The following is a 13,354-nucleotide window of genomic DNA, read 5'->3' as shown; positions in this document are numbered from 1 at the left end:
ACTGGTGCAGCATTCAGCCACAGTTCCATCTGACGTAACTCTGTTGAGCAATAGAAATAACAATGAACTTTTTACTATAAATTTGGCTATGGTTCCGGCAGACGAATATCTATTATCCCGCCTGCACAAAGCCGTATCGTTGGGCGTAACTTACCGAGCAAACGTCGACTCGCGCGCCAGACAAACTTTTGTCGCAAAACTGGTTTGTAAAGCGGACTTTCTAAATGCTTCTTTTATCGGACTAAAATCTTGCGGGCTAATTTTTGCATAGTAAAAACAGCATTTCCAGCGGACTTTTTGGTTTAAAGTTTATAATCTGCAAGTTTGTAAAACGACAAATCAAATTTTGAGACTTTAGCTAAACAAACTTCCGGCGGACTTGAAAACCGCAGTTTAGGTTTTATTGTTCAAAGTTTCCCGCTGACAAGCTTGGTTTTTTATCGTTAAAAACAGTATTCCAGGTTTTTAAAAAAAGCTACGCCCAACATTGGTTTGGCAAAAAACTGGCGGAAGTAAGTTATTGAACTTTTGTTTTGCTATTTTGCTTCAGTTCCGGCAGAAGGATTAAAATTTAGCTGTTAAAAACAGTATTGAACTTTGGGATTTTTATTTAGCTTTGGTTTCGGCTGACGGGTTTTAAATTCCAGTTCTTCGCCAAGCCCGGAACGTTGTGCGTCATGCTTCGACGACCGTCCAATCTTCGCAGTTAGAGAAAAAATAGCTTAATCATTGACAAGAACTAAAAAGTAAAAATGATCAAATCTAAATACATATTGGACATTTTAGACTTGTTGCTTGACGGAGACATTGAAGGCGTTGCTGTTAGACCTCAATTACAATTTTTGACCGACACCGAATACGATTATACTTGTAGTGGACTGTTCGTAAAATTCTCTCATTTGGATGAAATTATTAAATACAAATATTACATGGACAACCTTGTTCTTCTTGGTGTCATAATCACAACGAGTGAATATCCGATTGAGGCAGATGGAACTTTGTTTTTAAAAAACGGAATTATTGACTATTTAGAAATATGGTGCTATAAAGGCGACTATCCTAAAAAAGACTTAACAAAATACACTTTGATTCAAGCTTGGAATAATTCACCTGCCAAACAAATCACAACTGAATAATAAGATTTTATTCAAAAGTATTTGACGAAATTTATGAACAAAAGAGCACGAACGCACAACATTGGTTTGGCAAAAAACTGGCGGATGGATTAAATATCAACTTTTGTTTTGCTATTTTGCTTTAGTTTCAGCTGAAGGAATAAAATTTAGCTTGTAAAAACAGTATTGAACTTTTTGTTATAAATTTAACTTTGGTTTTGGCCGACGAGTTTCAAATTCCAGTTCTTCGCCAAGCCTTTTCCGTTAGGTGTAATACCAACCGACAACACTCAAAACACAAATGACAAAATCAAAATTTGATTCGATAATGAATTCAATTGTCTTTGACTTTTGTATTATTTGCTGCATAGAAATAATTGGACTCATTGAATATGGATCTAGTCGAGAAAACGACTACTTCAATGCTGGGTCTGTGTATGTTTTACTTTTTATCCCAGTCATTCTTGTTGCTTTAGGACTTATTCAATTTGTCAAATCGTTTGTAAGAAATGAACATATCTGGCTGTCTTCGCTGGCTCCTACTCTGCTCGGAATAGTTGCAATTTGGTTAAATTCGACTTTTCGATACATCCTTTTAAGTTGTCTATTATTGGTAATAATTTATGATATTTCAAAGCGTTTTTTACGTTTAAAGTCTTAACAAAAAAATGAATAGAGGTACTACACCTAACATTGGTTTGGCAAAAAACTGGCCGACGGATTAAACATCAACTTTTATTTTGTTATTTTGCTTCAGTTTCAGCAGAAGGAACATAAATTTAGCCGATAAAAGAAGCATCAACATTTAATTATAAATTTAACTTTGGTTTTGGGGCTGACGGGTTTCAAATTCCAGTTCTTCGCCAAGCCTTGAACGTTGGGCGTCATGCTTACCTGCACAGTTCCAGATGCGACAAATTTCTTATCTTTGGACTTATAAATATTTTAATTACTATGCGAACACTGAACATTGATATATCCGATTTAGAATATGAAAAGTTCGGAATGAAAAATGACCGATTTTCTTTTACAGACTTTATAGATTTGATTAGCAGCGAGATAAGTCGACAGAATCTTAAGAAATCTATCGAATTAGCAGAGCGTTACGGATTATCTATTATGACTATGGATGAGATTTCCGCAGAAGTAAAAATCATAAGAAATCATGCGGCTAATTCTTGACACTAATGTTCTTGTATCAGCATTGATCCAAAAAAGCTTTCCATACTTTATTGTTGATAATATCTTAGCAAATAAAAGTTTACAACTTTGCATTTCTAATCAACTTTTTGCTGAATATATAAACGTGTTAAACCGTGAAAAATTTAGCAGGTTTCCAAGTTTTCATGCACGGGCACAAACTTTACTTGCAGATATAGAAAGCCGTTCGTTAAAATTTGAACCAACCAGAACAGTTGACATAATAAGCGACGAAGCCGACAATAGACTTTTAGAACTTGCCGAAACGTGTAATGCAAATTATCTTGTTACAGGCAATACCAACGATTTTACAATGACTGATTACAAAGAAACAAAAATCATATCACCGAAAAATTTCTTTGAACTTATTTACAAATAGCACGAACGCCCAACACCGGTTTGGCAAAAAACTGGCTGACGGAAGTTATTGAACTTTTATTTGCTATTTTGCTTCAGTTTCGGCAGAAGAAATAAAATTTAGCCGGTAAAAGAAGCATCAACATTTGATTATTAATTTAACTTTGGTTTTCAGTGGAAGGATTTCAAGTTCCAGTCCTTCGCCAAGCCTTTTCCGTTAGCGGTAACTTTATGACGACACGTAAACTTATAGCTTTAATAATCTTGACCTTGTTACTTGGTTGTAGAAACAACAACCAAATAATTAGACAAAATAATATTCAACGGATTGTATTTGCAACAGGCGGCTGCTATGGGAAATGTCCTTTCCAAGTTATTGACATTGATAGTTCATTAACTGTTAAGTATAATGGCGTAAAATATACTGATCATATTGGTTTTTATGTATCGACAATCAACTCTAATTTTTGGGACACTTTAAATATTAAATTTGAGAACATTAAGTACAAAGGGCTTAACAACTCCTACGAACATTCAATTGATGATCTTTCAACCGAAATTTATATCTACTATAACGGCAATAAGGTAAAACATATTCTGGGACAATCTGCAAGTTTGCCCGATAGCGTAATGACTGTTTACGAGTGGTTGTTACATTCAATTAAACAAATGAACTTTAAACAAACTGATAGAAAATTGACTTTCCCGACACATTATCAAAAACCAATAATAGTAGACGTAGTAGGCAGTATTATGTTTCTTCCACCAAGTAAAAAGAAAAGCTACCGCTAACATTGGTTTGGCAAAAAACTGGCCGACGGATTAAACATCAACTTTTGTTTTGCTATTTTACTTCAGCTTCGGCAGACGGAACAAAAATTTAGCCGATAAAAGAAGCATCAACAATTGAATATTAATTTAACTTTGGTTTGGGCTGACGGGTTTTAAATTCCAGTTCTTCGCCAAGCCTTTTCCGTTAGCAGTAAGTTTAGCAGACACACTAAATGACAATATCGAAACCGTATTTGACACTAATTGTGAGTTTGACTTTAGCCACTTTGGGTTCTATAATAGCTTATTTAACAAATTTGATTATTATTATTCCGCTTGTGTTTGGACTTGGTATTCCGTTGGTAAATATTGATAAACCATTGAGACAAAAAATAGGTTTTACACTCGTAATTACATTTATCTCGTTCATTGTCTTCATATTGACAGTAATAACGGCTATCAGTTTCAACTTTGACAAATATGTATTTCCTGGACTATTAGTAGGAATAGCAGGAATATTAATTTTGGGAATCAATGGGCTGTTAATAGAAACAATAAAACTTAACTTAAAGACAATTGCTTTGACATTTGTCCTTTCAGGTTTATCATTACCAGTTTGGATAATTTTAACAGAAAATGTTTTGCCAACAACAATGACGAAAATTGAACTTGTGCGACAATTTGGAGTGATGCTTTTTTGGATGACAATGACAACAATTGGAATTTGCTTTGCAATTAAAAAGAATAAATTAACTTTATAAACTGTTGAAACACGAAAATAAACAAGAAAGAAGAAAACCTACTGCTAACATTGGTTTGGCAAAAAACTGGCTGACGGATTAATCATCAACTTTTGTTTTGCTATTTTGCTTCAGTTTCGGCAGAAGGAACAAAATTTAGCTGGTAAAAGAAGCATCAACATTTGAACATTTATTTAACTTTGGTTTGGGCGGACGGGTTTCAAATGCCAGTTCTTCGCCAAGCCTTTTCCGTTAGCGGTAAGCATAAAAGACATGATCTACTTCCTAAAAATATACTTTCGAAACGAATTAGAGAAACAACAAACAGACGTTGCTTTAAGAAAATTCGCGATTAAAAAACATACTTCATTAGACATTCAATCAGCAACAAATAATGCTGGAGCCAATAACTCCTTTTTAGGACTTGAAGGAACCAAAGACATTAAATTCACTCGGATAAGAACTTCTTTCGAGCGAGTGTTACCAAAACTAATTATTAGTCTTCCTAAAGATGATCTACTTTTTTATAAAATAAGATTATCAATATTTTCAACATTGGTTTTTTTCGCATTATCTTTCGGTTTAATTTTGAATCTGACGTTTTTGATTCTTGGTAAAACGACTATTTATAATTTTATTACCATAGGGGTTTTTTACATATTCTATATTTTGCTGTTTTTTATTGAATTTCAATTAACAAAGTCAAGAATTAAAAATGCAATTAACGTTACTTCAACAATAACTGCGGAAAAATATGACGTACAAAATAATGCCTACCGCTAACATTGGTTTGGCAAAAAACTGGCTGACGAATTAAACATCAGCTTTTATTTTACAATTTTACTTCAATTTCGGCCGACGAATAAAAATTTAGCTGATAAAAGAAGCATCAGCATTGGAACATTTATTTAACTTTGGTTTCGGCGGACGGGTTTCAAATTCCAGTTCTTCGCCAAGCCTTTTCCGTTGGCTGTAATGTTCGACGACAACTTTCGACATGAAACTTCTTTTAAAATAACACCACTAATTTCTTTTCTGTTTTTTCTAAGCAGTTGCGAATGCTTTCCGGTAGCAAAAGGTATTGTTGTTGACGAAGTAACGCATATGCCAATTAAAAATGCTCAAATACAATTAGGAGAATCCAAAGCTCTGTCAAATGATTCTGGACGATTTGAAATATCTACTGGTGGTTGCAATGTAAAGTTGACTATCGCAAAATATGGTTATAAAAATTTTGTAGAAAAAGTAATAAGTAAAAACAACAAAATAAATATTGAACTGGACAACGAGATAACCTTTAAAGATCTTGACAAACCAAAATATTTAAATTCAGATAGTAGTTCTTCTTTAGTTGCACAAGCTGAAAACATGAATTCGACTCACTTTGAATATTTTGGAAGAGCTGACAGTATCAAGGTTTACTTAACCAAATTCTTTAAATAATATTATCTAAAAAACACTAGAGCCAACATTGGTTTGGCAAAAAACTGGCTGACGAATTACACATCAACTTCTATTTTGCTATTTCGCTTCAGTTCCGGCTGACGGACTATTATTTAGCTGATAAAAATAGTATTGAACTTTGGAAATTTATTTAACTTCGGTTCCGGCCGACGAGTTCCAAATTCCGGTTCTTCGCCAAGCCTGAGCCGTTGTGCGTAATTAGAAAAACATGAACTATCGAAAAATTTCATTAACAGTAATGCTTCTTTTATCGACAATAGTTTCTTGTAAAAAAGACGATAACCATAAAATCAAGTTTGGTTGGACGAAGAATGGAAGCGTATATTTTTATGATCAATACAAAGGCTCAAGTGTTACAAAAGACTACTTAAAGCTGGCGATATATGATGATGAGTTCTTCCAAAATGATGTTGCTGCTTCTACGTACATGGATATATTGGACAGGCATTTCGTGGTTAAAAAAGGAGGACTTTTTGGATTGGCTTGTGAAGAATGCAATTTTGGTTTTTTTAGCTGTTCAAGAAAATTTGAGTTTCTTTACACTCCAAATGCACCTTCACTAAATCAAGAATTGCCTCAATATGGATGTGGTAGAACACCAGACTATAATACTCGTATAATAAAAATTGACACAATCATTTCTGTACCTTATGGCACTTTCAATACATATATTATGAAACACCGTAATGGTGACAAATCTTACTGGAATGCCGACAGTGGTATAATAATGTATGAAAAAGTAGATTTTAAAGACAGCCGAACAGTTGTAGAAACTTTTAAGTTATCTAGAAAGCAAATATAATTACGCCCAACATTGGTTTGGCAGAAAACTGGCTGACGGATTAAGCATCAACTTTTATTTTGCTATTTTGCTTCAGTTTCAGCGGAAGAAATAAAATTTAGCCGGTAAAAGAAGTATCAACTTTGGAACTTTTATTCAGCTTTGGTTTTAGCTGACGAGTTCCAAATTCCAGTTCTTCGCCAAGCCTCGAACGTTGGGTGTCACCTGCCGACATAGTTCAATATCCGACAAAACTTCTTAAATTTGGATATGCAAGCACAGATAGAAATAGCATTTGAGCAATTGGTTCAGTTAGCCAAACACTTGCCGGAAAATCAATGGATAAAACTTAAAAAGGAAGTAGATAAAGAAAAAGTATTCGATAAAGAAGTATCTGACCTCGAAGCTTTTTTGCTGACAGCACCTACTTTTACCAAAAAGCAATTTGACGAGATTGCCAAAACCAGAAAAGCTATAAATCAATGGCGGACAAAATAGTTCTGGTGGACACATCTATTCTTATTGACCTTTTCCGTAAAACGGACAAAGTAAATTCAGCTTTGGTATCGTTGGTAAGACAAGGTTATACTTATTATATTTCGGTTGTAACAGAATATGAAATTTATACCGGCGCAACTTTAGGTCAGGTTGATTTTTGGGACAACTTCCTTCAGAAGACAGAAGTATTGCCTTTTGACAGATCAATTGCCAAGGTAGCAGTTGACCTGAACAAAGCACTGAAACGGAAACGAAAACTCATTGACACTGCTGATCTTTTTATCGCAGCGACTGCCCTTGCGAATAATTTGCCTTTTGCAACTTTAAACAAAAAGCATTTCGACCGTATTGATGAACTGAACATCGTAGAATAAGGCGAACGCACAACATTGGTTTGGCAAAAAACCGGCTGACGGATTAAACATCAACTTTTGTTTTGCTATTTTACTTTAGTTTCGGCAGATGGAACAAAATTTAGCCGGTAAAAGAAGCATCAACATTTGTTATAAATTTAGCTTTGGTTCGGGCTGACGGGTTTTAAATACCAGTTCTTCGCCAAGCCGGTGAACGTTAGCAGCAACGCTACCATCAACCTGTACAAACAATCAACAGTCAGGCAAAAAATGAATAACGACGACATAAAACGACTTTCACGACTGGTTGCAATTTTAACCCAATTGCAAACGAAACGACTTTTGACATCCACAAACCTGGCCGAAAACTTTGGTGTTAGTGTTCGGACAATTTATAGAGATATAAAAGCATTAGAACAAGCAGGGGTTCCGATATTGAGCGAAGAGGGAAAAGGATATTCACTGATGAAAGGATATAAAATTCCACCAATCATGTTTTCCGAAAACGAAGCAAATGCCCTTATTACAGTTGAACAGTTGGTGTTAAAAAACAGGGACAGTTCACTGATCAAAGCATATAAAGAAGCTATAAATAAAGTAAAAGCCGTTTTGTTGTATGCAACAAAGGAAAAGGTTGAATTATTATCAAAAAGAATTGCTGTCAGTCCGGTTTTGTTAGAGACAAATCCAAGTAATTCACTCACACTAATCCAAAACGCACTCACTTCTTTTAAAGTTCTGGAAATTACCTATCACTCAGAACACAAAGACGAAAAAACAGAACGAACGATAGAACCATTTGCCTTGTATTACAGCTTGCAGGAGAGTTGGACATTGATTGCTTATTGCAGGTTAAGAAAGGATTACAGAATGTTCCGTTTAGACAGGATTATAAAAATTAAACAAAGCGGCTTAGATTTTATTCCACATAAACTGACACTTCAGAAATATTTAGCCGAAAAAGAAAAGAAATTTAATACCCCTGACATACTGTTGTCATAGTGCCAAATTAGTTTTGCGACTTAATTTAAAGTATTAAAAAAATGGACTTATTATCAATTCGCATCATTACTGCCAACTTTGATGGATTAGTAAAATTTTATGAGCAAGTAACTGGATTACCTGTGGTAAAATACACCCCCGACTTTGGTGAATTAAAAACCCCAACTGCAACAATTGCAATTGGAAGTACAAATACATTACAACCTTTTGGTGGGGACGAAGTGGCCCAGCCTGCCCAAAACCGTAGTGTTATAATAGAATTTAAAGTAGATGATGTGGAGAAAGATTATGAAAGATTAGCCGGTTATCTTGAAAACAATATAGTACAAAAACCAACAATAATGCCCTGGGGCAATAAATCGCTTTTATTTCGTGACCCTGATGGCAACCTTGTAAACTTGTTTACACCTGTTATGCCAGAAGCGATAGAGAAGTTTGCAGAGACAAAATAAGCACTAACGCTAACAATTGGTTTGGCAAAATACTGGCTGACGAATTAAACATCAACTTTTGTTTTGCTATTTTGCTTTAGTTCCGGCGAAAGGAACAAAATTTAGCTGGTAAAAGAAGCATCAACATTTGAATATTAATTTAACTTTGGTTTTGGCAGATAAATTTCTATTTCCAGTTCTTTGTCAAGCCTTTTCCGTTAGCGGTTATTATAGCGCAACACCAACCGATAAAAGCCAGTCAAGCAACTTGCAAATGGATCACAATGCATTTAAAAGTATTATCAATGCGATCAACAACTTCTGCGCAGCAAGTGAGCCGCAAATGGCAGAGATCGCATCGTTTTTTCGGTGGTGCATCTCCAAAAAAGATGAATTCTTTTTAAAAGAAGGACAAGAACGTAAAAATATCGGTTTTTTTAAATACAGGTTTGATCAGGCATTATTATGCTACTGACAATAATGAGGTTACCCGCTGGATGTCGTTGCCAAATGATTTTACAACTTCTTTGCTAAGTTTTATTTTAAAAATACCCAGTATTGAAAATTTGCAAGCCATTACTGATTGTGAACTAATCGTACTCGACAGAAAAGCTTTTGATTATTTAATCGAAAAAGAATGAAGCTTTTAAAAACTTTTATATTAAAGCATTAGAGTACAACTATATTACACTTGAAGACCGTGTATTTAGCCTGATAGAAAAATCCGCGGAAGAGCGTTTTCAATGGATGGCAAAAACTAGATCAGGTTTATTCAGCAGGTGCCTGTAATGTACACCGCTTCCATGCTCGGTATTACACCAAGACATTTAAGCAGGTTGCGAAAAAAACATACGATTTAGAGCCTATTAAATTTCTATCATAAGAATTTATAATGCTTCTTTTATCACCCTAAAAATGGTAAATATTTATTTTGATTTATTTAAATTGATAAGGACACCAATTTTTATACGGTAAAAGAAGCATCGGCATCAATTCCGGGCATATCAAAGGATCCCGGATAAATTTAAACAGGCTAATAATCTCCTTTTCCATTTTTCGGACAAATGTCCTTCTCCGCTGATTTCAACCTGTTTACCTTTGTTTTATAAAAATTAAAGGTTATGAAAGATCATAAAACAATCGTTATTACAGGTGCTTCTTCCGGCATAGGAAAAGCAACTGCCATCTATTTTGCCCAGCAAGGCTGGAACGTGGCCGCAACAATGCGAAGTATAGAGAATGTCAGCGATTTTGCTGCGCATCCTTCTATTGTTCCTTTTAAACTTGACGTTACAAATCAGGAAAGTATAAAAAATGCAATATCCCAAATATTGCAAACGTTTCCGAATATTGATGTTTTGTACAACAATGCCGGTTATGCCCTTGCCGGTGCATTTGAAGCAACCACGGATGAGCAGGTAAGAAAACAGTTTGAAACAAATTTGTTTGGTGTGATGAATGTTACACGTGCTTTCCTGCCCCACTTCCGCAGTAAAAGAAAAGGAATTATTTTAAACACAACATCTTCAGGCGGCATTCTAACCTTTCCGTTATACAGCATATACAATAGTTCAAAGTGGGCATTGGAAGGATTTATGGAAGCCCTTCAATTTGAACTGAAACCTTTTAATATCAGTATAAAAAACATCGAACCTGGAACTGTAAAAAGCGAGTTTACAGAAAACATATCATTTGTTTCCAATCCGGACTACGATAGCTATGCAAAAAAAGTACAGCACAATACATTAGCCGGTTACAAAAATGCGCCAACGCCGGATGTTGTTGCCAAGGTTGTTTTTAAAGCAGCCACAGATAATCGTTCTAAACTCCGGTATCCGGCAACATCGCAGGCTAAATCTGCTTTCTTTTTCAGATGGCTGATGCCTTTAAATGTGTTTAATAAAATGGTATCTGATCCGGTAGAAAAAGAAATTGTAATAAATGAAAAATCTTTTAAGGTTAATTTGGCGGTGTAAGCATTGAAGAAATAAGCAACCTTTATGAAAGCCTGTTTAAATTATATAAGAAAAAATGCCAATGCTTCTTTTACCTTATAAGAATTGGTGCCCGTATCAATTTTTATAATTCAAAAACCAGGTGTTTACCAAATTTTAGCTGATAAAAGAAGCATCAGTCTCAAAAAAGAAAACCAGAAAAAAGGTTTAAACATGTTTAATATTAAAAGACAAAAACCCAATATAACAGAAATAATTTGAAGCTTACCGTTCTGGTATTTTTGGCAAAATAAACCCTACAATATATGCTTTAGCAGATGCAGCCCAGGCGTATGTATATGTGGAAGCACGTAAAACCACAGGTGCAATCATTTTTCATCCTTAAATTAAAATGTTTCCTTGCTCTCTTTTTTCTATCTTGATGCAAGCATTGGGCTGACAAGCATTGATTACCCCCCTACAACGCCAATGCTATCTGTTAGCGGCAAGTGTAGGGCAGGTAGCCGAAACTTTTACTGACTTGTTTTGCCATTTTCCTCCAGTAACCGCCATCTGCAATAACGGTCTTGATGCCACAAATAAAACCCTTGAGCATACTCATCAAAAGTAACGCTGCCTTACTGCCGTGCACACCGGCAACCGTTACCATAACGGCCAGCAGGAAACCGTTCTTGTCTGTTACCACATGTCATTTGACCCCTTTTACCTTTTTTCTTCCCGTCATAGCTGTTCAAAGCCCGGTTGTTGCCCCATCTCACACTCTGGCTGTCCATAATCCCTAAACTAAGCTGCCTGGTTTGACCTGTTTTTAACCGCAATTTTCCCCTTGGTTTTGACAGCAATAGATCAAAGCGGTCCAGCTCTGACCATTTCTTTTAATAGTAATAGACCAATTGCCATTCAGTAAAGCCCACAGGAAGCATCCGCCACTGGCAGCCTGTCTTGACCAGGTAGTTGATCGCGTTCCAGATAGAGCACAAATTATACTTCCTTTTTCTGCCGCCCAACTGTAAAATATTTTTTATAAATTGCCACTGGGTTTCTGATAGGATCGGCCCTATGTACATCTTTTCAAGGTTTCGTCACCACAAAAAGAACAACCCTGACCGGTCTATCCAAACTTTTAACATTCATTTTGTTTGAATTTTAAACAGGCCCTAAAAATGAAAAACCAATCAAATATCAACATGAAAAAAGGAGATGACGTTAGCTGGAAATTTGGCAAAGGCCAAGCAGAAGGTAAAGTAAAAGAAGTTTTTACCGAGCCGGTGGAAAAGAAAATTAAAAGTGTTACCGTAAAACGAAACGCAAGCAAAGAAAAACCCGCGGTTTTGGTAAAGCAAAAAAACGGAAATGAAGCACTAAAATCAGAAAGCGAGCTAACAAAAGGGAAAAAGAAGTAGTTGTTTTTAGGAGAAAAAGCAATGCTTCTTTTATCGGACTAAAATTAAAAAACCCGGCCCTGTTTAATCAGGGCCGGGTTTTGTGTTGATATATTGAAATCGAAATTATGGGGCAATTGTATCTGTTCCGCCATCTTCTGAAGGCACGCCAACTACTTTGTAAATCCGCGTGTCTCCAGAGTTATCTTCCTGATAATAAACACCATCCGGAGAAACGAAAAGCTTTTCGCCATTGATTTTTACTTTGCGGCTATCAGCAGGAATAGCATTGACCACATCGCCAACACGCGGCAAATTATTGTATTGTTGCTGTGGATACTGATTGTTGGTTTGCGGCGCGCTGTTGTATTGTGGGTCGTTTTGCTGGCCGTCATCGGTATTCAGCACGCCGTCTTTACCGGCAACCTGATATACTTTTTTACCATCCTGATTGATGATCGGTAAATAATAAATCCCGTCTTTTTCAAAATATTGCCTGCCATCAATGGTAATATCCTGCGCACCTCTTGGCAAGCGCGGCACTTCGGCACCAACCGGCGGCGCAACTACCTGATAACCATCATTATATTGCTGATAAAACAAACCTTCGTTGTAATAATACGGATATCCGCCGTAAGAAAACGGATAATATCCAAAAGGCAATGTATTGATATAGAAACCGATATGCGGGAAATAACTTCGGCGATAAGCACCGTATCCGCCGTAAAACCCGCTTCTGTAATATGGATAAGATCGGCCGTAATGATAACCGCCATGATAGTTAAAGTTAAGGTTCAATCCGCCACGGATGCCGCCATAATATCTGCCCGGTGCAAAACGAGGGTTGGCAGCAATCCGGTTGCCGCCACCAAATCCACCATGTAACGAAAATGAATTGACACGGGAACCGCCGCCAAAACTATGGCCGCCGCCAAAACTACCTCTGCTTCCGCCTCTTCCACCGCCGCCACGCTGAGCATCAGCAACAGAAAATGAAGCCAAAGTAATTAAGCCTGCCAAAAACAGTTGTTTGGTAAGCTTGTGTATATAATTAAATTTTTTCACTTTGATCGTTTTAAATTATTTATAGTGATGAGACTGTACGGTGTTTTAAAAGTTTAGAACCTGATTAAATTTCTGCTGACGAATTTGTAATGCTTCTTTTATCACCTAAATTTTGCTTTTTATAATTATCGTTGATTAAAAATTCGATATAAAACCACCAGATTTTATGGTTTAAAAGAAGCATTTTGAATTTTTTTTTGAAATTTAAATATGCTTTTTATTTTATTCTGATAATTACTT

Annotated in this window: 19 protein-coding genes; 15 read left to right on the top strand and 4 right to left on the bottom strand. The window is 35.8% G+C overall.

Features of this window, described 5'->3' with window-relative positions; translation table 11 throughout:
• Nucleotides 1-752 precede the first annotated feature (752 nt).
• From ACOFKR_RS07570 to ACOFKR_RS07545, 6 genes are all read left to right on the top strand, one after another.
• Nucleotides 753-1,136, top strand: a complete 384-nt coding sequence (locus ACOFKR_RS07570) for a hypothetical protein (protein WP_419803414.1) — start codon at nt 753-755, stop codon at nt 1,134-1,136.
• A 933-nt stretch (nt 1,137-2,069) separates the two neighbouring features.
• Nucleotides 2,070-2,297 carry a hypothetical protein gene (locus ACOFKR_RS07565; RefSeq protein WP_419803413.1) on the top strand — a complete coding sequence of 76 codons (228 nt, stop codon included), beginning with the start codon at nt 2,070-2,072 and terminating at the stop codon, nt 2,295-2,297.
• 22 nt (nt 2,298-2,319) lie between these two features.
• Nucleotides 2,320-2,694, top strand: coding sequence for a putative toxin-antitoxin system toxin component, PIN family (locus ACOFKR_RS07560; RefSeq protein WP_419803412.1), 375 nt, complete (start codon nt 2,320-2,322; stop codon nt 2,692-2,694).
• 152 nt (nt 2,695-2,846) lie between these two features.
• On the top strand, nt 2,847-3,464 hold the full coding sequence (locus ACOFKR_RS07555) for a DUF6438 domain-containing protein (RefSeq protein WP_419803411.1): 618 nt from the start codon (nt 2,847-2,849) through the stop codon (nt 3,462-3,464).
• A 245-nt stretch (nt 3,465-3,709) separates the two neighbouring features.
• Nucleotides 3,710-4,204: a hypothetical protein gene (locus tag ACOFKR_RS07550; protein WP_419803410.1), complete on the top strand. Its 495-nt coding sequence runs from the start codon at nt 3,710-3,712 to the stop codon at nt 4,202-4,204.
• Between the two features lie 252 nt (nt 4,205-4,456).
• Nucleotides 4,457-4,966: a hypothetical protein gene (locus ACOFKR_RS07545; protein ID WP_419803409.1), complete on the top strand. Its 510-nt coding sequence runs from the start codon at nt 4,457-4,459 to the stop codon at nt 4,964-4,966.
• An 87-nt stretch (nt 4,967-5,053) separates the two neighbouring features.
• Here the strand turns inward: ACOFKR_RS07545 and ACOFKR_RS07540 are convergent, their stop codons facing one another.
• On the bottom strand, nt 5,054-5,182 hold the full coding sequence (locus tag ACOFKR_RS07540; protein ID WP_419803408.1) for a hypothetical protein: 129 nt from the start codon (nt 5,180-5,182) through the stop codon (nt 5,054-5,056).
• Nucleotides 5,183-5,287: 105 nt separating this feature from the next.
• Between ACOFKR_RS07540 and ACOFKR_RS07535 the strand changes: the two genes are divergently transcribed.
• The 8 genes from ACOFKR_RS07535 (at nt 5,288) to ACOFKR_RS07500 (ending at nt 10,688) form a co-directional block, all read left to right on the top strand.
• A complete protein-coding gene (locus tag ACOFKR_RS07535) occupies nt 5,288-5,626 on the top strand; it encodes a hypothetical protein (RefSeq protein ID WP_419803407.1) in 339 nt (112 codons plus the stop codon).
• Nucleotides 5,627-5,855: 229 nt separating this feature from the next.
• On the top strand, nt 5,856-6,449 hold the full coding sequence (locus ACOFKR_RS07530) for a hypothetical protein (protein WP_419803406.1): 594 nt from the start codon (nt 5,856-5,858) through the stop codon (nt 6,447-6,449).
• A 249-nt stretch (nt 6,450-6,698) separates the two neighbouring features.
• Nucleotides 6,699-6,926, top strand: a complete 228-nt coding sequence (locus ACOFKR_RS07525) for a hypothetical protein (protein ID WP_419803405.1) — start codon at nt 6,699-6,701, stop codon at nt 6,924-6,926.
• Nucleotides 6,911-7,300, top strand: a complete 390-nt coding sequence (locus ACOFKR_RS07520) for a type II toxin-antitoxin system VapC family toxin (RefSeq protein WP_419803404.1) — start codon at nt 6,911-6,913, stop codon at nt 7,298-7,300. The genes ACOFKR_RS07525 and ACOFKR_RS07520 overlap by 16 nt, the downstream gene beginning before the upstream one ends.
• Before the next feature lie 249 nt (nt 7,301-7,549).
• Entirely contained in the window at nt 7,550-8,281 is a 732-nt protein-coding gene (locus ACOFKR_RS07515) for a helix-turn-helix transcriptional regulator (RefSeq protein ID WP_419803403.1), read from the top strand.
• Between the two features lie 41 nt (nt 8,282-8,322).
• A complete protein-coding gene (locus ACOFKR_RS07510) occupies nt 8,323-8,733 on the top strand; it encodes a VOC family protein (RefSeq protein WP_419803402.1) in 411 nt (136 codons plus the stop codon).
• A gap of 151 nt (nt 8,734-8,884) precedes the next feature.
• Nucleotides 8,885-9,187 (top strand): hypothetical protein, encoded by a 303-nt coding sequence (locus ACOFKR_RS07505; RefSeq protein ID WP_419803401.1) that lies wholly within the window; start codon nt 8,885-8,887, stop codon nt 9,185-9,187.
• Between the two features lie 646 nt (nt 9,188-9,833).
• Nucleotides 9,834-10,688 carry an SDR family oxidoreductase gene (locus ACOFKR_RS07500; protein ID WP_419803400.1) on the top strand — a complete coding sequence of 285 codons (855 nt, stop codon included), beginning with the start codon at nt 9,834-9,836 and terminating at the stop codon, nt 10,686-10,688.
• Nucleotides 10,689-11,145: 457 nt separating this feature from the next.
• On the opposite strand, the gene ACOFKR_RS07495 is transcribed toward ACOFKR_RS07500, so the two are convergent.
• The gene (locus ACOFKR_RS07495; protein ID WP_419803399.1) at nt 11,146-11,352 is read right to left on the bottom strand and encodes a hypothetical protein; all 207 of its coding nucleotides are present in this window, start codon (nt 11,350-11,352) and stop codon (nt 11,146-11,148) included.
• Nucleotides 11,353-11,542: 190 nt separating this feature from the next.
• On the bottom strand, nt 11,543-11,734 hold the full coding sequence (locus tag ACOFKR_RS07490; protein WP_419803398.1) for a transposase: 192 nt from the start codon (nt 11,732-11,734) through the stop codon (nt 11,543-11,545).
• Nucleotides 11,735-11,830: 96 nt separating this feature from the next.
• Between ACOFKR_RS07490 and ACOFKR_RS07485 the strand changes: the two genes are divergently transcribed.
• A complete protein-coding gene (locus ACOFKR_RS07485; RefSeq protein ID WP_419803397.1) occupies nt 11,831-12,070 on the top strand; it encodes a DUF2945 domain-containing protein in 240 nt (79 codons plus the stop codon).
• 105 nt (nt 12,071-12,175) lie between these two features.
• Here the strand turns inward: ACOFKR_RS07485 and ACOFKR_RS07480 are convergent, their stop codons facing one another.
• A complete protein-coding gene (locus ACOFKR_RS07480; RefSeq protein ID WP_419803396.1) occupies nt 12,176-13,114 on the bottom strand; it encodes a DUF6515 family protein in 939 nt (312 codons plus the stop codon).
• Between the last annotated feature and the right edge of the window lie 240 nt (nt 13,115-13,354).

Origin of the sequence: Mucilaginibacter sp. (assembly GCF_965201005.1) — a bacterium.
Classification (GTDB): domain Bacteria; phylum Bacteroidota; class Bacteroidia; order Sphingobacteriales; family Sphingobacteriaceae; genus Mucilaginibacter_A.
This window is presented reverse-complemented; position numbering and strand designations above follow the sequence as displayed.